Below are 22,520 nucleotides of genomic sequence, written 5' to 3'. Positions count from 1 at the left end.
CATTTTCAATACATATGTTTATGTTACCAATAGTAAAAGACCTTTTGACACTGCTGTCATTATATTTATTCGAACTCAATGTACACATCTTCCTGTTCTGCGCTCAGCAGATACAGATTCCCAGCAGCCTGAGTCAAGTCTCCACCAGTCACACGCACCGGAGTTCCTTTATTCATTCTCACCATCAGATACGCCTGATCGTAAAAATTTCCCAGATGAAGATGCACTTCCTTGTCTGTAATGTCTTTCTCCACGGTCAGGGCATCATATCTTTCAATGGCACCGGATAACTGGGAGCCTGTAAGATTTCGGAGTGCCGGTGCTGCTTCATTCAGCCAGGTCATGTACTCATCCAGACGGTTTTTCAGCTTTTCCCAGCCAAGGGCAGCGCCTCTGTCCTCATCCAGAAGGTCATCCGGATGCATAAAATGTGTATTTACAAAATGCATATTCAACTCAGACAAAGCAGCCATCTGCATATAATCGTCAATGATCGCACCGGAAATAATACGCGGCTGTTCTACGATTCCATCTTCAGCCACTTCAAACTCCTGCACATAAGCATAGTCGCCGGAAAAATAATTGCTGGCAATAGTACGAATCTTGGGATACAGGGAACCCAGCAGTTTCCTTCCCGCTTCTGACAAAACATTAGAAGGAGGAACATAAACAGACATGGTAGTCTCCGGAAACATTTCCTTTCCAAAATCCATCAGCTCTTTCATTGCTTTTTCCATGGCAGAAAAGCTTGTCCAGGTCTTATAGGGAAGTGCATCTCCATAATCCGTGTCTGACAGGCTGAGCGGCTGATGATTATAACCGTGATAACCCAGTTCCCCGCCCTGATGAAGGATCATATTTCCAAAATACTGGAACCGCTGTACATCATCCTGGCGTTCCGTCTCTCCGTCTGTTTCATCCTCATAATTTTCTATTATAACTCCTGTATATTGCACATTGTGAGCCGTAGCAAGGGCGATCATATCCGGCCACCAGATATTGGTATAGAAATCCGCAATACTGGTGCCATAATCCCTTTTTATATAAGTTCCATCTCCATTTGGAACTGGGGAGGGAAAATCATCCAGATAAAAGACGGATCCGTTAATCACCGGATATACCCCCACATCTGTAAGAAGACTGTAGGATGCAGCAAAAAAGCCTCTGAAAGCTTTTTCATAAAACCCAAAATTATCTACTACAAACTTTCCGTTTCCATAATCAGCTTCCCAGATCAAAGGAATGCCTGACGTATCATCCGCCCAGGCGTATACCCTTGCACGCTGACTCAGCTCCACTGCCCAGGCCGATTCGTAGCCGTCTGTGACTTTGTATGCTTTTCCTCCTCCGACGAGAAACCCACTGTCGAAATAAATGCTGTTTACCATGGCTTCTGTGTAACCCGAAGATACAATTCCAAGCTTCTGCTCAATAAGGGATACATAAGTATCTTTTTGAAGAGTAAGGGCGAACATGGCACTTCCGCCTTCTTTTACCCAGTCGCTGATCTTCAGCACATTTTCTTTCAGCGGACTTAAATCGCTTAAAAGAACGACCACAGTCTCATAATCAGACAGATCATCCGGTATACTTTCATGATTTACATCAACCAGATCAGTACCCACCTTCATGTCCTTAAAGATCTGCTCGAACTGGATCCACGCCATGGTGCTGTTCGCCTGACTGCTGTCTGTAAGAACAAGGCAGGTTGGCTTTAGTGTCTTTATCGCAGTTTCTTCCGTAACCACTTTATCTGCATCCAGATAAGTCAGTTTCTTTGCCTTTTCCCGGTAGGACAGACCGGATCGTTCTGCAAACAGAATGGCTCCTATAAGCAGAAAACAGCCCAGGATCACCAGAATTCCCTTAAATTGAAAAGCTTTCACTTTTTTGATCCATCCAGCCAAAATCCCAGTGCCTCCTTTCCTCTGGAAGAAAGATAGATATGCTCTTCCTTCAATGCCTGTAAGCTCTGTTTCAGTTCTTTCCCCATTTTCCGTTCTGCCAGATACCGAATTTTCCAGATCCAGTATTCTTCACCTCTGTGCCAGTTCTGATCCATGATTTTCAATACTTTTTCTGCCAGAAAAAAATCCCTTTGCACCATAAGATTTTCCATCAGGCAGACACAGGTATGGAGATTCACCTTTTGTTCCAGCTGTTTTAACAAAAGCTGGGTATACTGGTTTCTGTAAATCTGTTCCATCTGCTTCTCCATAAAGCCCTGACTCAGATATTCTTTCAGGAAATCACAGTACTCCTCCAGAATAACAGGATCATCTGGATCATTCGTATATTTTTTCTCAATTTTTTGTAATCTGTAATCATATTCTTTGGACAGTTCCACCATGGCTGTAATCGCATAATGGACTACCTCCACATCCTCATTCATTCGTGCCTGCTTTAATAATTCCACATATTCCCCCGGGTTATCATTCAGAACGTTCATGATCAGTTCCCGGCGCCTGGAAGGGTCATTCAGAAGAAGAGCCTCCTCCAGAGGAACCACATCCCTGTCATTTTCCTCCATGGCCGGAAACATGTTCTTATAAATTTCCTCGTTAACCCTGAGCTTTTCAACTCCCACTGTTTTCACCTGATCCGTACCGGAAAAAAGCTGAAAATGTATGAGCAGGACACACACCGGTCCCCAGACTGGTACAAATACGGCAAGAGACAGCATGTACATCTTTGCTTTCAGAAATCCTGTGCGTATTCCTGACCAGATCAGTATGCAGATGATCAGATGAATCGCCAGTGCCGTGATTCCAATTGCTGTTTTTGTCATGATTCCACTCCTGCTGTCTCTTTTCCTACCGGAACATCAAGCACCTTTCCCTCAAATCCATTTCTTTTCAGACGTTCAAGGATGACTGGCAATGCCTTGTCATCTGCCTGGGTCAGGATCAGATACAACTCCCCTTCCGGAGAAATACCACGGATATCGTTTTCTCTGATACAGCGGTCCAGTGCCTCATCCGCATCCTCAATGGTCATATTCCCATACTTCAGTTTCAGAAGGATATAGGATGCCATCTTCTGCTCACGCATAGAATGCTGAAGCTCCAGACTTTTTTCAAAGTATTCCGGCTTCAGAATCCTCGTATTCTCTACATATTTCTTGTATTCCGTGGCTTCCTGATATTCAAGAGCACGTAAAAGTGATGTTTCTACCAGACCACATAAAATCTGAAACAGATTCATATAGTATAAAGTCAGCTGTCCGTTTTTTACCTCCTGAATACAGATCAACATCACCAGACTGCCTTCTTTCCTGATACCAGCCATATACATGGGATAACCTTTTATAAAATCCCGATTTGCCCATACCTGCCCTTTTTCCAGGGTTTCCAGGGCAAGCGTATACTCACTTAATCTGACAGAAGCAGAGTACATTCCCTGAGACTTGGGAGATGCAGCTTCCAGCCTGCCATAGCCGTTTTTCTGACTGAGGGAATAAAACGCAAAGGTTTCATTCTCCAGAACCTCTTCCATAATGTGCATCGTTTCAATAAACAATTCCTCTGGCTGTACAATATCCAGCTTCCTGGTAATGTCAAAAATCTTTCCAAAGCTGTCTTTACTGCCCAGAATTTGTTTTTTGTATCTTTTTTTGTCCTGAAGGGTCGCCTGGTACAGATCACGCATAAAGAGAAATTTTTCCCGGATCAGCTGATTCTCCTCTGATATAAATTCCAGATTTTCCCTGTTTTTCATTCGCACATAACCACACACGGCACCTGCAGCAAAATAAAAGATAAATGGGATCCAGTTAGCTGGTTCGTAAAAAAGGGTATACCACTTTGTTCCCTGGCTTTCATATGCCAGAAGCAAGGATACTGTCTGGGCTGCTGCTCCGGCAATTCCATATCCCAGACCGTAAAGACTTCCAAACAAGACAATAAACACAAGACGCAGATCAATCATCTTAAACTGAGCCTGATTTCCCAGAAGACGCTGCAAAAATTCGAACGCCAGAAAGCAGACCACAAACTCACATACCCGCAGCCATCTTTGGTTCTGATTGAAAAGTCTGGTAAGCCAGCTTACTTTTCCCCCATTGTTTTTTGTGTATTCATTATATTCTTTATACATTTCCGAAATATGATCTAATACTGAAATCTTTGGAAACCAGTTATAGTTTGTTCGGATCTGTCTGTCGTCTTCTTTTATTTTTTCTACAACGGCACTGCTTTTATAGATAATGGAGACCGGGGATAAAACCTTTTTCAGTTCTTCGGTCACATCCTGAAAACAGATGTCAAATACATCTGGAACATTCAATACCTCTTCCTCATCATTCCAGTTATCAAAAAGCTTGTACATCAGTTCTGCCAGATCCATAGAATATAAAAAACAGGCTTTCTGCTCCGGAGCTTCCTGAAAAAACAGCTCCTGGCTCTCTTTCGAAGCTTGGAAAATTCTGTAAAAGAAATCTTTTTTATAGGTTCCGGAATATAAATAGGGTACCCGCAGTATTTTTACCTTCAGACCGTACAGTCCCGCATAGCGTCTGCACACATCCTCTGCATTTTGCACCAGCAGAGTCTTGCCTGTTGGTACATCATACATTCCCTCTGGTCCTGTCACGTAAAGGAAATGGCTTTGAACCCCTTTCCTGCAGTATTGCAGGATCTTGCGCAGATTCTCTGCTTCCCCTTCCAGTTCTCCATGTAAGGTCAGATAATTAGAAAAGTATACCACAGCTTCAAATTCGTATGTTCTGAAAATATCTCCAAGTTCCAGTTCCGTCCTGGGAAATGGTCTGGAAATAAGTTCCCTTCTCCGGACTGTCTTTATCATTTTATTTCCAAGTACCGTTATCTGACATTCTGGAAATGCTTCTTCTACAAATTCTTCTGTCACATAGCCGGTATTCCCGGCCAGCAAAACCTTCATATTCTTCTCTCCTGTTATCCTTTAGAATCTCTTCTGTCTGTTTAGGATACCTTATTTCGGTCAAATATCCTATTGACATTTTTACAAAATTTTTTCTGAATTTTATATAGTTTTCTTTCAGATTGCAGACACACTTCTTCAAGCTTACCTGGGTGCTGATGTCCATTGTGGTTTTGTGTCTGATTGCCATGGGGCTATATGGAGTTCTCTCTTTTATTGAAAAACACTATCTGAAAAAGCTTTGATGTGAAATGCACCCAGAAAATCCGGCATATTTTTACAGAAAAAGGAAGGGGGACGTGGCAGCTTTCACACGTCTCCCTTCATTATTTACGATAATTCTTCTGCCAGTTTCGTCAGCCATTTCACTGCATTCTCCACATTCTCTGAATTAGCGAGAACTCCGATCTTAACAGGCTCATAGGTCACCTCAAGTTCCTCTGCCAGTTCATCAGAATCAATGGTAATGCTGTATTTGTCATTCTGCTCCCCAAATACCTGGTAAACATCCTCTGGCAAAAGCTCTGTCAGATCCATAAAATACTCATCTTTGAACTCAAAACCGTCCATATAATCTTCGGAACCAATAAGCACATCCACTGCCCTGGCAGATACTTTGGTGGTAAAGGCCATCTGGCTGTAGGATTCCAATGCAACTCCGTCTTCACCGGTGCGCAGGCTTTCGTCTACTGTGACAATTTCATATGGATCATCCTGGATTCCCAGCGCTTTCTGTACCTTTTCTTCGGCTTCCTCCTGTTTCGTTCCGTAGGAGTCAATTACCATAACCGTAAGTGCTGTATGGATCCTGGAATTTTCGTAAAGATCTTTTACAAAAAAGGCTATAGCGATCACCGCCACAATGGCTGCCATCTGTGGCTTATAATAGGCCCAGATATACTGAAGCTTTCCCTTCCAGCCCATACTGGCAAGCTTCATTTTCTCAAGTTCACGCTTCTCTTTCTTCGTCAGATCGGTCTCGTGTTTGTAACGGATGTCGTTCTCATCAATTTTCTGCGGTTCTTCCTGATTTTCGTCTTTTAATTCGATTCTCATACATTCTCCTGTGTTCTGTAAGAAAATCCAAGGTCTGACGCCTGCCTCTTTGATCGATCCAGGACTTGCTGTCTTATGTAGTCCTTACCTCTGATTTTCTCTCTGTGATAGTTTTATATTGTAACACGTTTTATATATTTTGAACAGTTTTTCCGAAAGAAAGTCACAGTTCTTTCACACTCTTTATCCCTGTTCACAATCTGCCCCATAACAGCAGGACATTGCCAGGAAACTGCAGCTTTCCGATTGCTGTTCCAATATCCTCTTTGAAGGTATTTCATTTTCTCTAACTTCTTCACGCCCTCAGCCAGCTCCCGTCCAGCCTTGCAAGCAGTCTGGCATTGTGATAGGCCATCCGGAGAGTCAGACAGGTTCGTCCCAGATATTTGGTCCCATCCGGAGTTTTCATACAGGCCAGTGCCAGATCCGGAATTCCCGGATTCTGAAGGCAGATTGGGATTAAAAGCTGAATGGAATGGTTATAATACTGAGGAATGGCAGCCTTGTAGTCTGACTCCAGTATCCGTCTGGTCTGCTGTAAGGCTCCATCAAAAAGCTGTACCCGCATGCCGCTCTCCCTCACTGCAGAAGGAAGCCGCTGCACATTTTCCTCATCATCAAAAATATGCTCATACTGAGGCACCACCGGCAGCTTGGTATCAAACACCAGATCGGAAGGATTTTCCACATAAGCAGCCCTGGGCGGCAGATCCGTAATTTTTATTTTTAAAAGCGAGTAGTCTGTATAAAATCCTTCCAGATACCATTTCTGTCTGTCCGGTACTACATTTGGAACAAAATAAGCATAAATTGGCTGATAATATTGATTAAAGAGTCCTGTATGAAAAAGGGCATATTCTTTCTCTTCCCGTACTTTTCCTTCCTCATACAGTCTGCGGAATGTATTTTCCAGATAACCTTTCAGGATCCCGTTATCCCCGGACTGCCCAAAACTCCACTTCTCAGGGGATATCCTGGCCAGGTTCTGGATCTGCCGGTTATAATTACCGCAGTAGGTAAAATCGAATAGGTTCATGTTAACCTCCTGTCCTTTTTTCTTCTCTTCCTTACATTTTATTGTGGAAAAAGACTGACAGAACTGCCAGTTTTAAGATTCATCTTCGGCCCCGCTGGCCTTGCTTAAAGGGTAGCACACAGATAAAAAAAGCACAAGGAAAAGCGTTCGCCTCTTTGCGACAGGATCTGCCAGTAATATTCCGCAAGCTGTTCTTTTGTAAGTGTAATAAACCATAACCTGCCTCAAACTTTCCATTGCACCCCAGATAAATTTTCCCTATAATATAATATAACATTTGGCAATCCAGGAGGTGTTTTTTTGAAAAAAGACGGCTACTACTCTTCCGGTCAGTTTGCCCGGATGGCTGGAGTAACACTGCGGACCATCCGCTATTACGACCAGCACGATATTCTGAAACCTTCTCTTGTATCCGAGTCCGGCGCAAGATTTTATACTGACACGGACTTTGCAAGGCTGCAGCAGATCCTGCTGCTAAAATATCTTGGATTTTCCCTGGAGGATATCCGGGAGATGACTATCGAAGACCCGGACAGCCATTTTATGCTCAATGCCCTGAATGTACAGCTGAAGCTTGTACAGGACCGGATTGAACAGATGCAGCTTGTGGAAAAAACACTGAAAGATACTGCCCAGGCCATTTCTGAGGAGCATACCGTGGACTGGAGCCGTATGCTGGACCTGATTCATCTGACTGTTATGGAAAAAAGCCTGAAAAATCAGTACCAGAATGCTTCCAACATTTCTTCCAGGATCAACCTGCACAGTCTTTATTCTGTAAACCAGGAAGGCTGGTTTCCCTGGATCTGCCAGCAGTGCCAGATTCATGAGGGAATGAATATTCTGGAGCTTGGATGCGGTGACGGAGCTCTCTGGACCCAGAACTTATCAAAACTGCCAGGGAACATACACATTACCCTTTCTGATATTTCCGAGGGTATGCTCCGTGACGCCAGGCGTGCCATTGGCGGAGAAGATCCCCGTTTTTCTTTCAAAGCTTTTGACTGTCACAACATTCCTCCAAGGATTGGCACCTTTGATCTGGTCATTGCCAATCATGTACTTTTTTACTGTGACGACATTGGAAAGGTGTGCAAAAATGTAACAAAAATCCTGAAGCCAGGCGGACGTTTTCTTTGCAGTACCTACGGTTCCAGACATATGCGGGAGGTCAGCCTTCTAGTCCAGTCCTTCGATGAAAGGATTGCCCTCTCCGCAGATAAACTGTACGAACGCTTTGGCAGGGAAAATGGAACGGATATCCTTTCCCCTTATTTTCAGCAGATTACCTGGAAATCCTATGAGGACGAACTGATTGTCACCGATGCGGAACCTTTAATTTCCTATATTCTCTCCTGCCACGGCAATCAGAACCAGTATCTGCCAGACCGTTACAAGGATTTTCGCGCCCTTGTTAAGAAAAAAACAGAAAATGGGTTCCATATCACCAAGGATGCAGGGGTATTTCTTTGTGAAAAAGTAACAAACTTGAAATAATTGTAAAAAAGGTCTTGAAGGTAACGTAAGGTCACCTTTTATAATGTAGCTACAGACTCAGGTCAGGGCAAACAAATGCTGCCCAAAATCCGGCAGCATTCATGAACGACTACGAAATTATGCACCTGACAGCATAAATCAGATATTGTTCGCAATAGGAACAATATAGCAAATCCAACAAAGGAGAACGAAATTATGAAGGGAATTATTTTAGCCGGTGGATCCGGTACCAGACTTTACCCATTGACTATGGTCACATCCAAGCAGCTGCTTCCAATTTATGATAAACCAATGATCTACTATCCAATGTCCGTTCTTATGAACGCAGGGATCCGTGATATCCTGATCATTTCCACTCCACAGGATACCCCACGTTTCAAGGAGCTTCTTGGTGACGGTCATCAGTTCGGCGTATCTCTTACTTACGCTGTACAGCCAAGCCCGGATGGACTTGCACAGGCATTTATCATCGGCGAAGAGTTCATTGGAAATGACACGGTTGCCATGGTTCTTGGAGACAACATTTTCGCAGGACACGGTCTTAAGAAGCGTCTGAAAGCCGCTGTTGAGAATGCAAGCTCAGGAAAAGGTGCTACTGTATTCGGCTACTATGTAGACGACCCGGAACGATTTGGTATCGTTGAATTCGACCAGGAAGGCAAGGCCATTTCCATCGAAGAAAAGCCGGAGCATCCGAAGAGCAACTATTGTGTAACAGGTCTTTACTTCTATGATAACAAAGTTGTTGAATATGCAAAGAACCTGAAACCAAGCGCCCGCGGTGAGCTGGAGATCACAGACCTGAACCGTATTTACCTGGAAAAAGGTCAGTTAAATGTAGAGCTTCTTGGTCAGGGCTTCACATGGCTTGACACAGGTACACATGAGAGTCTTGTAGACGCAACTAATTTTGTAAAAACAGTAGAAACCCATCAGCACCGTAAGATTGCATGCCTTGAGGAAATTGCTTACTTAAACGGCTGGATTTCCAGAGAAGAAGTTATGGAAGTTTACAACGTGCTGAAGAAGAATCAGTATGGTCAGTATCTGAAGGACGTACTGGATGGCAAATATATGGACGTACTTCACTAATTATAAAAATCAAAGGAGAATTATATCATGAATATTATCGTTACCGGCGGTGCCGGATTTATCGGAAGCAACTTTATTTTCCACATGTTAAAAAAGTACCCGGACTACCGCATCATCTGTCTGGACTGCCTTACCTATGCAGGTAATCTTTCTACTCTGGCACCGGTTATGGATAACCCGAATTTCCGTTTTGTAAAAGAGAGCATCACAGACCGTGAAGCAGTTTACAAGCTTTTTGAGGAAGAACATCCGGACATGGTTGTAAACTTCGCGGCTGAGAGCCACGTTGACCGTTCCATCGAAAACCCTGAAGTTTTCCTGAACACAAACATCATTGGTACTGCTGTTCTTATGGATGCCTGCCGCAAATACGGAATCAAACGTTACCATCAGGTTTCCACTGACGAGGTTTACGGTGATCTGCCACTTGACAGACCGGACCTGTTCTTCACAGAGGAGACTCCGATCCACACAAGCAGCCCATACAGCTCTTCCAAGGCTTCTGCTGACCTTCTGGTACTTGCTTACCACAGAACCTATGGACTTCCTGTATCCATCAGCCGCTGCTCTAACAACTACGGCCCATATCATTTCCCTGAAAAACTGATTCCGCTTATGATCGCCAACGCATTAAATGACAAACCGCTTCCTGTTTATGGAAAAGGTGAGAATGTTCGTGACTGGCTGTATGTTGAGGATCACTGCCGCGCCATCGACCTGATCATCCACAAAGGACGTGTTGGTGAGGTTTACAATGTAGGCGGACACAACGAAATGAAAAATATCGACATCGTTAAGATCATCTGCAAAGAGCTTGGAAAACCAGAGAGCCTGATCACATACGTAACAGACCGTAAGGGTCATGACATGCGTTATGCGATCGACCCAACCAAGATCCACAACGAACTGGGCTGGCTGCCAGAAACCAAATTTGCAGACGGTATAAAGAAGACCATCCAGTGGTATCTTGACAACAAGGAATGGTGGGAGACCATTATTTCCGGAGAGTATCAGAATTACTACGAAAAAATGTACGGCAACCGCTAAGGAGGGCTGTTTTTATGAAACTGTTTGTAACAGGTGTGGCCGGTCAGCTTGGTCATGATGTAATGAACGAACTTAACAAACGCGGATACGAAGGGGTAGGCTCTGACCTTGCCCCGGAGTATAGCGGAATTCAGGATAGTACTGCTGTCACCACAATGCCTTATATTTCTGTAGACATTACAGATGCTTCCGCTGTGGAAAAAGCCATTACAGAAGCAGGCGTGGACGGCGTGGTACACTGTGCAGCCTGGACAGCTGTAGATGCAGCTGAAGATGAGGACAAACAGGAAATCGTCCGCAAAGTAAATGTTCTTGGTACTGAAAATATTGCAAAAGTCTGCAAAAAGCTGGGCATCAAAATGATGTATCTTTCCACAGACTATGTATTCGACGGTCAGGGCACCACTCCATGGGAGCCAGACTGTAAAGCCTACAAGCCTCTGAATGTTTACGGTCAGACGAAACTTGACGGAGAGCTTGCAGTTTATAACAATGTTGACAAATTTTTTATTATCCGTATTGCATGGGTATTTGGTAAAAATGGCAAGAACTTTATCAAAACCATGTTAAACGTTGCCAAAACGCATGATACCTTAAAGGTTGTCAACGACCAGATCGGTACTCCAACCTACACCTATGACCTTGCCCGCCTGATGATCGACATGATTCTCACTGACAAATACGGTTACTATCACGCAACCAATGAGGGTGGTTATATCAGCTGGTATGATTTCACTAAGGAAATCTTCCGTCAGGCTGTTGAGCTTGGACATACCGAGTATGCCGAGGATAAAGTAACAGTTCTTCCTGTTACCACCGCTGAATACGGAGTTTCCAAAGCAGCACGCCCATTTAACAGCCGTCTGAACAAAAAGAAGCTGGTAGAAAATGGATTCACCCCTCTTCCAACCTGGCAGGATGCTCTGGCAAGATATTTAAAGGAAATCGAATTCTAATTCACAAAACAAAGCGCAGTCAATTTCAAAATCAATTGACTGCGTTTTCTTTATAAGTCAAAATCCTGAAGCATTATTGACTCCAGGATTTCATAGTTTTTATTTACTTTCTTCTGCCTTTCTCTCTAGAGCGTGTTTGAAAATGGATTTCATCTATCTGTTCTTCTGATAAGGGCTGGCACTGTTTTTCCGCTTGTTCTTACTTTTCCGTCTTTTCTGCGGCTTTCTCTTGTTCTCGCCATAATAATCTTCCAGATATTCCTCAATCACATCTTCCTCGTCCACGCCATACTCATCCAGAATCTCATCAATTTCCTTGTCATCTGCATCAGACAGATCATCATCTAAATCATCATCTTCATACTCTTCCTGATACTTTCTGTACTGCTCCCTGGAAGGATTCTTTTTATCATCACGTTCTTTTTTCCCTCTGCGCTTTGTCTCGTTTTCAACCTCCTCCCAGTCAGCTTCTTCCCGTTTCTGTCGTCTTTCTGGTACTTTCCCCTGATCCTCATCTTCCTCGTCATCGTAATCATCGTCATATTTCGGCTTATTAATGGCAAACTGGATCAACATTCCCACAAGGGCGAACCCAATGGAAAAAATAATTCCAAAAGGAATTTCCTCCATTTTTGCCAGCTTGGCAGCAGAAAAGCCACTTAAGATACCACCCAGAATACTGGTTCCCACAATGATCACTTCTCTTTCATAGCGAAGCGCCAGCATTCCGAGACCTACTCCCGCCAGAAGACAGATGAAAAAGCTGAAAGAAGTAGTCGGATGGATAATATATACAGTAATCGTCAGCCCAATTCCTGCTCCCATAATAAAAATACCGGCCTTAAACACTGCAAAAGAAAGAATGGCAAGTACCAGTCCTACCCCGATCATTCCCACTGCATAATACATCTTTTCCCCGAATCCGATCTGATGAATGGCAAATAATCCGATTCCTGCTCCAATGAGAAATCCAAAGATCATCATCCAGAATCTTAAAAGACGGTATCCGAGTACACAGTTCATAATTCCGAACACAAGCACTACTCCAAATAACGCCATGGACAAAGTACCCGCGATCTGCATATCCCGAACTCTGTATGCAATATTCATAATATTTTTTAAAATATCAACCATATCTGTTTATACCTCTTCCTTTTAAAACATATAATAGATAGTTTTCATGTTTTCCAAAATTCCATAATGATACTCTACCTGACTCATTCCATATATAGTCATATAATATCTTGCAGCCTCCTGAATGGCATCTCCATTGATCCAGTCTGCTCTGGCCTGTTCAAAAGCTTCCTGTGATGAGAATTTAAACCTCACTACTGCAGCCCCGTTATTCAGCCTCATCTGACAGTATGCCAGAATTTCCTGATAGTCATAACTGTCAAAGCAGCCCTGGTTCAGCACATAAAAATTCATATCTGTTGCAGAACACGCCGGAACCGTAAATTCATCAGAGGGTGTATATGTCATCTCATACTCCTCCGGGAATGGACACAAATAATCATATAGGATTGTCTTATGTTCTGCAAGCTGGACTGCATCGCCCTCCAGAAATTCCGGCTGGTCACCGTTGGTCGCATCAAAATAGTAATCATTTCCATTTAAAGTAATAATGTTCCAGGCATGTCCCTCTGTACTTCCGGCAGTACTGCCTTCCACGTAAATACAGGGCACTCCAAGATATTCCAGCAGATACTGAGCAGCCCCTGCATATCCGGCACACACTGCCTGCCTCCTCCAAAAGATTCCTGCCATGCTCTGGTCGTCCTCAGATTCCTGATATTCGGCAGTATCGATCAGATAAGTATAAACTGCTTTCGCCTTTTCATAATCATCCGCCTCCTCTGAGACCAATGCACTTACCTCCTGACAGGCATTGTCAGCAGCTGCCTGTATCTCCTGGATTTCCTCATCCGTATAACTGTAACCAGGAGAAAACATACAATAATTGGCATTTGAGAAGGTTGTTTTATATACCTGCTTCCGGTTATGCACCCAGAACAGCTCCGGATGATCCATAAGCACCGCATGGTAAACCTTATTTACAGTGTCATCCTCATAGATCGTAAGGTAAAATTCTTTCTCTTTTGCCCGGATTCCTTCTATTATTTCCCGATAGCCCCGCTGTTCTTCTTCATTCAGCTGACTAAAATAGTATTCCTGGCGCAGTCCCTGTGTGTCGGTATCTGCCACCTCCTGCTTCCGCAGTTCCTGGACTTCTTTCGGCTCTCCGGAAAAAATCTCCGGAGCGTTATCCAGAATTCCCTCTCCCACCTTTACAAACAAATCGTCCGGCTCATACTGCTGCTGATAAACATAGACTCCCAGGGAAATTGCCACTGCAAACAGAAGAATAAAAATAAATTTCCATGGTTTTCTTTTTCTCATTCAGCCTCCTTACCCAAGCTGCCGGATCCGTTCCAGAATATCTCTGGTGTTTTCCCGGAATAAAAGTTCCTTATTGTAGCGGTAATATCTTTCACAGGAATATTCCTGAAGAAAAGCCACTGCAGGACTGCTGGTATTCAGTTCTGTAATAAATACCACAAGTTCCTGTCCACCCGCAAAAGCACTCTCCATAAAATCAAAAGCATATTCAAGCTGCTTCGCCGCCTTGTCAAAACCATTGTCATATTCTTCTTTTTCCGCATTAAACCAGCCTCTGAGAAGGGAAAAAGCAGACTGGCCATCCTGTACATTCTCTTTCTTCAGATCCATCACATATTTTTCCAGGGTATCCAGAACCTGCTGGTCATGATGGAGGTCCTCCCTGGACAAAAGCCCTGCTTTCTTCTTTGCCAATGAGTCTGACTGGAAGCGGTTCTTTACATCCTCCAGATAAACCAACGGCTGCTCCTTCTGCGCTCCCATAAGAGGCTCTTTCGCCTCTTTTAAAATATCAAAAATGCTGACAAGCTTTTCTTCCTCTTCCTTCACCTTTCCAAAGGCTTTGTTCAGTCTGGAAAGAAGAAGTCCGGTGACACTCAGCTTTTCATCAAAGGAAGCATGTGCCGCCTTTTTTACCAGAATATCATCAATATGGCCGCTTAAAACCTCATCGATCTGATAATCCGTACGGTACTTGTAGAAAAGTTCCAAATAGCTGGCGAAATCTCTTGCAATCTGCGGATGCTGGATATACTGGACTACCACGTCCTTATCCACGGTTTTCTCCAGTTTTTCATATACCCGTATCAGTCTGGACAGATCCTCCCATCCTCTTGGAGTAGCAAAATTTTTGCCATCTACTGTGCTCTCCATCTTATAAAAATTAGCCGGTCTTGTATTCAGATAGGAAATCACTGCAGGGTGAACGCCTTTTGCGTAAGCATACTCTCTCCATGCGTCAAAATCCGGCTCCACCTGGATTTTCTTCACACGGTCCATGGTCACCACATCAAATTCACGGACCGATTTATTGTACTCCGGCGGATTCCCGGCAGCTACGATCAGCCAGCCTTCCGGGATCTTGTGGCTTCCAAAGGTTTTACACTGAAGAAACTGCAGCATGGCAGGTGCCAGTGTCTCGGAAACACAATTGATCTCATCAATAAACAAAATCCCCTCTCGAAGGCCGGATTCCTGGATTTTCTCATAGATGGATGCTACGATCTCGCTCATGGTATATTCTGTAACTGCCATCTCTTTTCCGTCAAAATTCTTTCTGGAAATAAAAGGAAGTCCAATTGCACTCTGTCTGGTATGGTGGGTAATGGTGTAAGAAACCAGTCCCACCTTACATTCCCGGGAAATCTGCTCCATGATCTGTGTCTTGCCGATTCCAGGGGCGCCAATAAGAAAAACAGGGCGCTGGGCCATAACCGGTATCTCATACTCCCCGTATTCATTTTTCAAAAGGTAAGCTTCTATTGTATTGCGTATTTCTTCCTTCGCTCGCTTGATGTTCATAATATTATATTCTCCTCGTCTTTACAGATTGGCTGTACTATTCTAGAGCATGTTTGAAAAAGGCTTTCTGCAAGATGTGCGTCACAATTTGTGGGAGATTTTGTCCGGATGAGGGCGCCGTAGCGGGCTACGGCAACCGAATTCGGGCAAAATATACCGCAAAGTGGGGCGTGCAGATTGCGGGAATGATTTTTCAAACAGGCTCTAATCTACATATCCTGCTTTACATGAGATCTGACACAGAAAGACTTTTTAAACAGACTCCAGATCCTCTTCATCAAGGATCAGCCTGATCGCCCATGGCGGCACATCAATGTCCTGATAATCCTCCTTCATAAATACAAAAGCTGTCTCATACGGAGGCATTTTTGCCGGATAAATTCCATAACCATCTGTAAAATAAATCAGTCCCCGAAGTTTTGTAAACTTCTTCGCTCTCATAAGCTGTTCCACATAGGCAAAAGCAGGGCGAAAATCTGTGCCGCCCCCTCCTTTCACTGTGAAATGGGACATATATTCCTTCAACTGCATGGCATTTTCAATCACCACATCAGACTGGATTTTCTCGTCACACTGAAGAATGTGTACGTGAATCCGCCTGAAAAAGCTCTCAGATTCACTGAGCACACTGTAGGTTTCCTCCAGAAACTTCCGGACAAGCTCTCCTTTACAGGACATGGAAGTGTCAATAACGATCACAAAATCTTCCACCTTCCGCTCTTCTTTCGTTTCTAAGGGCTCGATCAGCGGCATATTGCCATACAGATTCATTCCATAATTGTAAAATATATAATCGAAAGTGTCCATATCAACTTTCATTTCTTCTTTCAAAACAGAAAATTTCCGCAGAAATTCTTTATAATCATAGCGATTTTGATTCTGGGCACGCAGCTGGTCTACCAGAGTTTCTCCGCCTTCTCCCGCTTCTTTTGAAAAAGTTTCCATCTCTGTCTGCATGCGGTTGCGGATGTCGTCCCAGTTCTTTTTCCGCTGGGACATCTGAGGACTGTTTGGATGGTTTTCATACCACTTACCATGGTCATCCTGAGTAAACTCACGGCGCAGCTCCTGCATTTTATTTTCCGGCAAATGAAGAGTCTGAAGCCTTCGGTAAATTCTCTGAGCCGTCATTACCTTTCCCTCTTCCAGTATCAGCTTCAACGCCTGCCTCTTCACCATAGATGCCGGCTGATGCACACATTTCAGATAAAGCCCGTCAATGATATTTTCCACTGTAATGTCACATGCAAGATTCCAGTACTGGACATCCACAGCAGGATTTCCTTCTTCATCCTTCTCTGGAAAACAGTGGAGAAAAATGCAGTGTAAAAGGCTGTGAAGATAGATTCGATTCACCTTTTCCTGGCTTCTCCTGAACTGTTCCATCAGTTCTTCCGGCTGATAGTACAGGACAGTTCCATCCGTTCCAACAGGATGAACGCCCATATCTCCCTGAAAGAAAAGTGCTGACAATGCGCAGTCCATAAAGCGCATATTCAGGTACAACTGGTTTCTGGCACTGGACAAAATATCCTGGCAGATGCTTTCTGCCGCCAACGCACGATCCCAGGCGTCATGTACCGGATTTACCTTGTACAAAGTATTTTGCCCATATGTCGGACTTATCTGGTAAGCAGCTTTTCCCCCCTGCGCTTTATATAACGAATCTTCCTCATGTAATGAATTCAATTTTTTCTCTTCTGAACCACTCATAGTTCAAAACTTCTCCTTTTCGATGGAAAATGCAGTCTCTGGTACTCCATAAGCATACTTAAAATCTCCGGAGATTTCACTTTGTCTGCCAGATTTACCAGACCTGTAAACAGTTCTTTCTGCCCAGGTTCCAGGGGATACGTGTGAAGAAGCCATTCCAGCTCTTCTCCTCTTTTCTGACGGATAAAATCAGAAGCAATCTGTTCTATATGCTCCTTCAGGTACTGCTCGTACTGTATTTTCGCCTGTTCTGTCAGCCCTGTCGGCCAGTTCAGTCTGCCATATACCATTTCTCTCAGGAAATCTGATGATTCCTGGGCTCTCGCCATCTCAAAACGCTTGTCATACTCCAGAAAATGAAATACTTTTCCCTGAAAGCAGTTTCTGTAATACAGACCGCTTCCATGCACCTCAGTCATCAATATCCTGGCAGGAGTATTTTCCACACCTTCCTCATAATATTCCGGAAACCAAAGCATGGCTTCCACTTTTCCATATAAATGTACCCGCAGCTCCTCCCCAACTTCTGAAAGGATCTCTTTCAGCCCGGATTGTTCATCATTCATCAAAACTTCCATTCTTCGGATCCTGTGGCACCCTGTAAAAGCTCCACTTCCAAGATCAGTAAAATCACTGGAAAACCATAGCTCTTCCAGATTCCGACAGTTATAAAAACCGTAACGGCCTATTTTCTGAACTCCCAAGGGAATCCGTATGACCTGACAGCTTTTCCCGGAAAAAAGATATTCAGCCAGTTCTGTGACCGGTACTCCGTCGATCTGTTCCGGAATTTCCACAATCTGGGGATCCCCATCAATTTCCATTACTGCAGCATGATCTTCCTTAATATCAAAGGTAAAACCGCTGTCTGTATGTTTTTTCATTTCATACACTCCTGTATATGTGCCTGTAAAAAAAGGCTTGCTATTTTTTCTCATTAATATTAAACTTAATCTATTGCAGTGTTAAAACAGTACTGATGTTCACACTCTATATAATATCGGAGGAATTTCCATGAGCATTAAAATACCGATTGAAACCTCAGCACGGCATATTCATGTTTCCCAGGAGGATTTCCAACTCCTGTTTGGAGAGGATGCCCAGCTTCATTACATAAAGGAATTAAGCCAACCTGGACAGTATCTCTGCCAGGAACGTCTTACCGTAAAGGGGCCTAAAGGTGAGTATAAGAATATGGCCATTCTAGGTCCTTTTCGTAAAGAAACCCAGATTGAGCTTTCCCTTACAGATACCCGCAAGATCGGTCTTCCCGGTCTTATCCGCCAGTCTGGTGATACTGTCGGCTCCCCTGGCTGCACTCTCATCGGACCCAAGGGCGAACTTATCCTTGATCACGGTGTCATTGTTGCCAAACGTCACATTCACATGACTCCGGCAGATGCTGTTACTTTGAAGGTCAAAGATAATGACGAAGTTTTTGTCCTGACCAAAAGCTTCGGCCGCGCTCTTATTTATGCAGATGTGGTAGTACGTGTAGACTGGAGTTACCGCCTTGCCATGCACGTAGATACCGATGAGGCCAATGCTTTTTCCAATGAAAAAGAACCTTATGGGGTAATCGTAAAATTCTTTGATGATAACTATAATACGGATAAATGGATTGAAGACGTATTGTCCGGTATTAACCGCTAAATGTCAGGGCATACTCTGTGACTCCATTTTATTATTGTTCACTGGTGACATTCCGCAAGGTGTTTTTTGTGAACAGAGTGAACAGTAATTCCATTTTCTTGCAGCAGCATATGCCAGTCACAGCCTCCCGGAGCCTGTCTGAAAATCAATTCTGTAATCTGTTCACTCAGTCTATACAAATGAAAAGTGCTTCCTGCCCGAATCCGGGTGTGGAAGCACTTTTGCGTCACTGAATTCCAATTGTCGCCGCCAACAGCTCCTGAAGAGAATTGGTAACCATAATTCTGGAAAAATCTACTGTCTGGGCTTTATTAACTCCCGCAGTACCTGCTGCCTCATTACTGCCAGCTTCCATCTCTGCGGCATCTCCGTATGTCACCTTACTAAATACACTTACGTGCTGTCCTGCATCAAACAATTCCTGAAGGCTGTTTGCGACATAGAGGCTTCCCGGTGAAACAGTTCCGTCTCCGGAAGCATCTATGGTAACCGTATCCATATCTCCTGTTGTAACAAGGTTCGCCTTAATCAGATCCTGAAGGTTATTGGATACGTCAATTCCTGTGATATACTGGGTATTGGCTATAGCTTTACCACTCTGCCTCATTTCTTCTACCTGCTGTGCATTCGGATAGAAGGATGGCTGACGAATGTAACGAAAGCTTGCACTATAAGCCTCTCCTACTGTAACTCCATTCTTGCTGGAAGAACAATGTACAACGATCCAGTCTCCTGCGTCAGTTTTTCCACAGATAATACCCACATGGTTGGCACTTCCGGCTTCTGGTCCTCTCTGGAAAACCAGGTCACCTGGCTGGGCATCTGCTTCACTTACCACGTTCGCTCTGCCCCACTGGTCTGAGGTACCGCTTCCTACAGCTGCGATCATAGCCTGATTCTCATAGCCATTGATCACTGCCCAGGTAACAAAACCGCTGCAGTCAAGGCCATACGCACGTAAAGTACCGGTACTCTGACTTCCTTCTGCGCTTACCTGCTGTACTGCGCCCCAGCTTGGATCCATTCCGATTACAGTAGACTTGCCGCCCCAGAAATACCCCACCTTACCAACCAGTGAATAAGCAGCTGCAATTACATTTACACGCTCTTCTGAAACGTCATCGCCAACACTCTGTCTTACAAAGCCCTTGGCTGCTGTAACGGTTGCACAAAGAAGCTTGCAGTCTGTTTCAAGATATTTCTTCAAAATTCCCCTCTCATCCTTGGGGATCTTATTTTCTTTAATGTAATGGTTAATATGGTAATTTCCATATGTAACTCTGTTAGAATTACTTTCGTCCTTCACAACAGGATTCATTCTGGCAAAAATAGCTGCCAGATCATCCTTACAGGAAGAATCCAGCGTAAAAGAAGTGGCACCATCAAGGCTCTTCTCATAGACATATATGGCAAGTATATCCTGCCAGTTGCGTACAAGAAGGGTATCTGCGGATGTGGTAACACCACCTTCGGAATCAGATACATCTGTCAGTTGATTGGCAGCCTTATACTCTGTCTCAATCTGCTCCATAACATCTGCAAAATCATCAGAAAATGACAGCTGATAGTTCTCCTGCAGGCTGTTCAGATAAAATTCCTTGCCTGCGTGAAGATTAGATGCATAGTAGACTGGGGTTCCATTAAGTGCCTGCGTTGTAGTGCTGTCAATCTTATCTGCATCTTTATCGTCTGCTGCCCCGGACAGCTGGCTGATCGTCTTCTCCATATCGGTAAGAAGCTTGTAATTAGTAACAGCAGCCTTCTCCTGGTCTGAAAAGCTGTTATAGGTCTTTCTCAGGGCTTTGACTTTTTTCTTCTTTTTCTTATCTAATTCCTGCTTGAAGGTTTTATCAATGTCTTTGATTAGGGCACTTACCTTCTTCTGGCTCTCTGCTGAAAGTCCAGGAGTCACAGTGGGTGTCACCTCAGGTGCGGCACTAGGCTCTGGTGTCACTGTGGGGGTATCGTCCGGCGTTGCACTAGGTTCTGGTGTCACGCTTGGTTCTGGTGTCGCACTTGGTTCTGGTGTCACCTCAGGTGTATGATCTGGCGTCACACTTGGAGCCGGTGTCACTGTAGGTGTATGATCTGGTGTTTCACTTGGAGCCGGTGTCACTGTAGGTATATGATCTGGTGTAGTAGGCTCTGATGGAATCTGTGTAGGCTCTGCTGGTGTTTCTGTGGGCTCTGATGGTGTCTGTACAGACTCTGCAGGTGCCTGTGCCGGCTCTGACGTTGTCTCCGGAGGCGCGGAAAGCGTCTCTGCCGATGCCTGCTCTGATGAAATCGGCTCTGCTGCCGCTTCTCGGGCAGCTGTTTCTGTTTCTGACAAGGCTGTCTCTTCTGAGGCAAAAACACTGGCCGTTCCTGTAAAGGATATAGCAGCTGCCATAGTAATACATAAACATTTTGTCAGATATTTATTTTTCATATTCAAAAGATGCTCCCTTCTATTCATGAACATCCCTTTACTCCCCTATATAAAGGTATGCATTTTTACCTTAAAGACAGTTCGCATTAAGTATTAACATGCATTATTGTAGCATACTAACCCTTCTAAATCAACTATCCTCAAAATATACAGATGTATTTTCGTGATTTTTTATTTTTTCTTCACAATTTCTGTACAGATTTAAGTGAAAGCGTTTCCCACTTGCTAAATGCCGCTTTTTTCGCAGCAGCGAAGAATTCATTTTTCCTGCTGTACAAAAAAATACCAGTGCCGGTACTCACAGACAAACTGCTGTGATCTCCCGGCACTGGCTCTTCCCATTATCAGCATGCAGCCGGAATCAGAATATCCTCTCTGCCAAACTGCTTCGCAGCCAGCTGCAGGATTCCATGAATAACCTGTGAACAGATTCTGAGAATATACTGAACATCCTCTGCAATATTACGCTCCTTAAGAAGATATCTTTCATGGGCATTTCCAATGTACTCCACCAGTTCCCTGAAGCTTCCGAAATTCACTGGAAGAATGACCATACGATCTGCTGCCCCACTCTCTATGTAACGCTTCAGATGGTTCTTAAGATGCTTCTCGTATTTATTATGCTCGTACAGATTCCCGGTAAAGTTCTTATTATGGGGAAATGTAAAATAATCTGCCATATAATGCATCACTTCGCCAAACCTGCGCCAGTAAACGCGCTCCTTGCTTTCTTTGGGATCATTGTCAATAAGAGCTTTCATCTTACCCTGGATTTCTTCGAAGGTGCCGAAATATTCATGCTTCTTTGTAAGAAAAGATGGCTTGATATCCGGAAGAATGCTTCCAAGGCAGAACGCCTTTCTGTGGGACTGCAGACTCTTAGTGGCAGGCATCTGGTCTGCCAGATATCTGGCTACCAGTATATGGGATTTTTTACGCAACCGCTTCCTCTTCTTTCCTGTTCTTATCCATTGTAACAGATAAAAAACAATAAACTGTAAAAAGCTTTTGTATCTGCTTTTCAAATCATCGTTATCACAACTTAATATAGCAGAATCTCTGTCAAATTTCAAATAAACATTTTCTGATTTTCTGTGAAATATTTTCCAATATATCGTTAAATTGCACAATTAGATTCAGCGCGTAAGCCGGTCTTGTTTTTTTTCGTCATATATTGTATTATTAGGTTACTGTACAGCTGAAAATCATGCAGACCCAT

19 protein-coding genes are annotated in these 22,520 nt (G+C 43.8%); 6 read left to right on the top strand and 13 right to left on the bottom strand.

Translation table 11 applies throughout. From position 1 onward, the window contains the following. Positions 1–65 precede the first annotated feature (65 nt). The 5 genes from AB5642_RS11925 to AB5642_RS11905 all read right to left on the bottom strand — a co-directional run bounded on the left by AB5642_RS11925 (position 66) and on the right by AB5642_RS11905 (position 6,991). Positions 66–1,907 (bottom strand): DUF2194 domain-containing protein, encoded by a 1,842-nt coding sequence (locus tag AB5642_RS11925; RefSeq protein ID WP_202017093.1) that lies wholly within the window; start codon positions 1,905–1,907, stop codon positions 66–68. Then, on the bottom strand, positions 1,883–2,788 hold the full coding sequence (locus tag AB5642_RS11920; protein ID WP_173718595.1) for a hypothetical protein: 906 nt from the start codon (positions 2,786–2,788) through the stop codon (positions 1,883–1,885). The genes AB5642_RS11925 and AB5642_RS11920 overlap by 25 nt, the downstream gene beginning before the upstream one ends. After that, positions 2,785–4,899, bottom strand: a complete 2,115-nt coding sequence (locus tag AB5642_RS11915) for an NAD(P)-dependent oxidoreductase (RefSeq protein WP_173718596.1) — start codon at positions 4,897–4,899, stop codon at positions 2,785–2,787. Before AB5642_RS11915 ends, AB5642_RS11920 begins: the two co-directional genes overlap by 4 nt. Before the next feature lie 330 nt (positions 4,900–5,229). After that, the gene (locus AB5642_RS11910; protein ID WP_173718597.1) at positions 5,230–5,955 is read right to left on the bottom strand and encodes a hypothetical protein; all 726 of its coding nucleotides are present in this window, start codon (positions 5,953–5,955) and stop codon (positions 5,230–5,232) included. A gap of 295 nt (positions 5,956–6,250) precedes the next feature. Continuing rightward, positions 6,251–6,991: a DUF3825 domain-containing protein gene (locus AB5642_RS11905; RefSeq protein ID WP_118581369.1), complete on the bottom strand. Its 741-nt coding sequence runs from the start codon at positions 6,989–6,991 to the stop codon at positions 6,251–6,253. A 300-nt stretch (positions 6,992–7,291) separates the two neighbouring features. Here AB5642_RS11905 and AB5642_RS11900 point away from each other — a divergent pair, with 300 nt between their 5' ends. The 4 genes from AB5642_RS11900 (at position 7,292) to rfbD (ending at position 11,583) form a co-directional block, all read left to right on the top strand. Continuing rightward, a complete protein-coding gene (locus tag AB5642_RS11900) occupies positions 7,292–8,488 on the top strand; it encodes a methyltransferase domain-containing protein (RefSeq protein WP_118581366.1) in 1,197 nt (398 codons plus the stop codon). Positions 8,489–8,683: 195 nt separating this feature from the next. Further along, positions 8,684–9,580: a glucose-1-phosphate thymidylyltransferase RfbA gene (gene rfbA, locus AB5642_RS11895; protein ID WP_118581363.1), complete on the top strand. Its 897-nt coding sequence runs from the start codon at positions 8,684–8,686 to the stop codon at positions 9,578–9,580. Positions 9,581–9,607: 27 nt separating this feature from the next. Beyond that, on the top strand, positions 9,608–10,627 hold the full coding sequence (rfbB, locus tag AB5642_RS11890) for a dTDP-glucose 4,6-dehydratase (RefSeq protein ID WP_021926781.1): 1,020 nt from the start codon (positions 9,608–9,610) through the stop codon (positions 10,625–10,627). Between the two features lie 14 nt (positions 10,628–10,641). Beyond that, the gene (gene rfbD, locus AB5642_RS11885; RefSeq protein ID WP_173718598.1) at positions 10,642–11,583 is read left to right on the top strand and encodes a dTDP-4-dehydrorhamnose reductase; all 942 of its coding nucleotides are present in this window, start codon (positions 10,642–10,644) and stop codon (positions 11,581–11,583) included. Between the two features lie 153 nt (positions 11,584–11,736). On the opposite strand, the gene AB5642_RS11880 is transcribed toward rfbD, so the two are convergent. Genes AB5642_RS11880 through AB5642_RS11865 form a run of 4 tightly spaced genes read right to left on the bottom strand, consistent with a single transcriptional unit; the run spans position 11,737 to position 15,659 of the window. Further along, on the bottom strand, positions 11,737–12,717 hold the full coding sequence (locus AB5642_RS11880) for a DUF4203 domain-containing protein (RefSeq protein WP_173718599.1): 981 nt from the start codon (positions 12,715–12,717) through the stop codon (positions 11,737–11,739). Between the two features lie 21 nt (positions 12,718–12,738). Beyond that, positions 12,739–13,983 (bottom strand): transglutaminase domain-containing protein, encoded by a 1,245-nt coding sequence (locus tag AB5642_RS11875; protein ID WP_173718600.1) that lies wholly within the window; start codon positions 13,981–13,983, stop codon positions 12,739–12,741. A 9-nt stretch (positions 13,984–13,992) separates the two neighbouring features. Beyond that, the gene (locus tag AB5642_RS11870; protein WP_173718601.1) at positions 13,993–15,504 is read right to left on the bottom strand and encodes an AAA family ATPase; all 1,512 of its coding nucleotides are present in this window, start codon (positions 15,502–15,504) and stop codon (positions 13,993–13,995) included. Next, positions 15,501–15,659 carry a DUF6783 domain-containing protein gene (locus AB5642_RS11865; RefSeq protein ID WP_308768409.1) on the bottom strand — a complete coding sequence of 53 codons (159 nt, stop codon included), beginning with the start codon at positions 15,657–15,659 and terminating at the stop codon, positions 15,501–15,503. Before AB5642_RS11865 ends, AB5642_RS11870 begins: the two co-directional genes overlap by 4 nt. Here AB5642_RS11865 and AB5642_RS11860 point away from each other — a divergent pair. Continuing rightward, the gene (locus tag AB5642_RS11860) at positions 15,591–15,797 is read left to right on the top strand and encodes a DUF6783 domain-containing protein (protein ID WP_308768481.1); all 207 of its coding nucleotides are present in this window, start codon (positions 15,591–15,593) and stop codon (positions 15,795–15,797) included. The two genes, AB5642_RS11865 and AB5642_RS11860, sit on opposite strands and share 69 nt — an antisense overlap. On the opposite strand, the gene AB5642_RS11855 is transcribed toward AB5642_RS11860, so the two are convergent. After that, a complete protein-coding gene (locus tag AB5642_RS11855) occupies positions 15,757–17,217 on the bottom strand; it encodes a VWA-like domain-containing protein (RefSeq protein ID WP_173718602.1) in 1,461 nt (486 codons plus the stop codon). The two genes, AB5642_RS11860 and AB5642_RS11855, sit on opposite strands and share 41 nt — an antisense overlap. Beyond that, positions 17,214–18,101, bottom strand: coding sequence for a leucine-rich repeat protein (locus AB5642_RS11850; RefSeq protein ID WP_173718603.1), 888 nt, complete (start codon positions 18,099–18,101; stop codon positions 17,214–17,216). The genes AB5642_RS11855 and AB5642_RS11850 overlap by 4 nt, the downstream gene beginning before the upstream one ends. Positions 18,102–18,231: 130 nt before the next feature. On the opposite strand from AB5642_RS11850, the gene pduL reads away from it, so the two are divergent. Then, complete coding sequence (gene pduL, locus AB5642_RS11845; RefSeq protein ID WP_173718604.1) at positions 18,232–18,870, top strand: phosphate propanoyltransferase; 639 nt, start codon at positions 18,232–18,234, stop codon at positions 18,868–18,870. A gap of 226 nt (positions 18,871–19,096) precedes the next feature. Here pduL and AB5642_RS11840 read toward each other — a convergent pair whose 3' ends face one another. Both AB5642_RS11840 and AB5642_RS11835 read right to left on the bottom strand, forming a co-directional pair. Next, entirely contained in the window at positions 19,097–21,301 is a 2,205-nt protein-coding gene (locus tag AB5642_RS11840; protein ID WP_237925816.1) for an NlpC/P60 family protein, read from the bottom strand. Positions 21,302–21,645: 344 nt separating this feature from the next. Further along, positions 21,646–22,242: a zinc dependent phospholipase C family protein gene (locus tag AB5642_RS11835; RefSeq protein WP_118581340.1), complete on the bottom strand. Its 597-nt coding sequence runs from the start codon at positions 22,240–22,242 to the stop codon at positions 21,646–21,648. Positions 22,243–22,520: the final 278 nt, after the last annotated feature.

This window comes from Ruminococcus sp. 1001136sp1_2201st1_G3_2201SCRN_220225 (genome assembly GCF_040924365.1).
Taxonomy (GTDB): domain Bacteria; phylum Bacillota; class Clostridia; order Lachnospirales; family Lachnospiraceae; genus Blautia_A; species Blautia_A faecis.
Note: the sequence above shows the minus strand (reverse complement) of the source record. Positions and strands in the feature narration are given on the sequence as shown.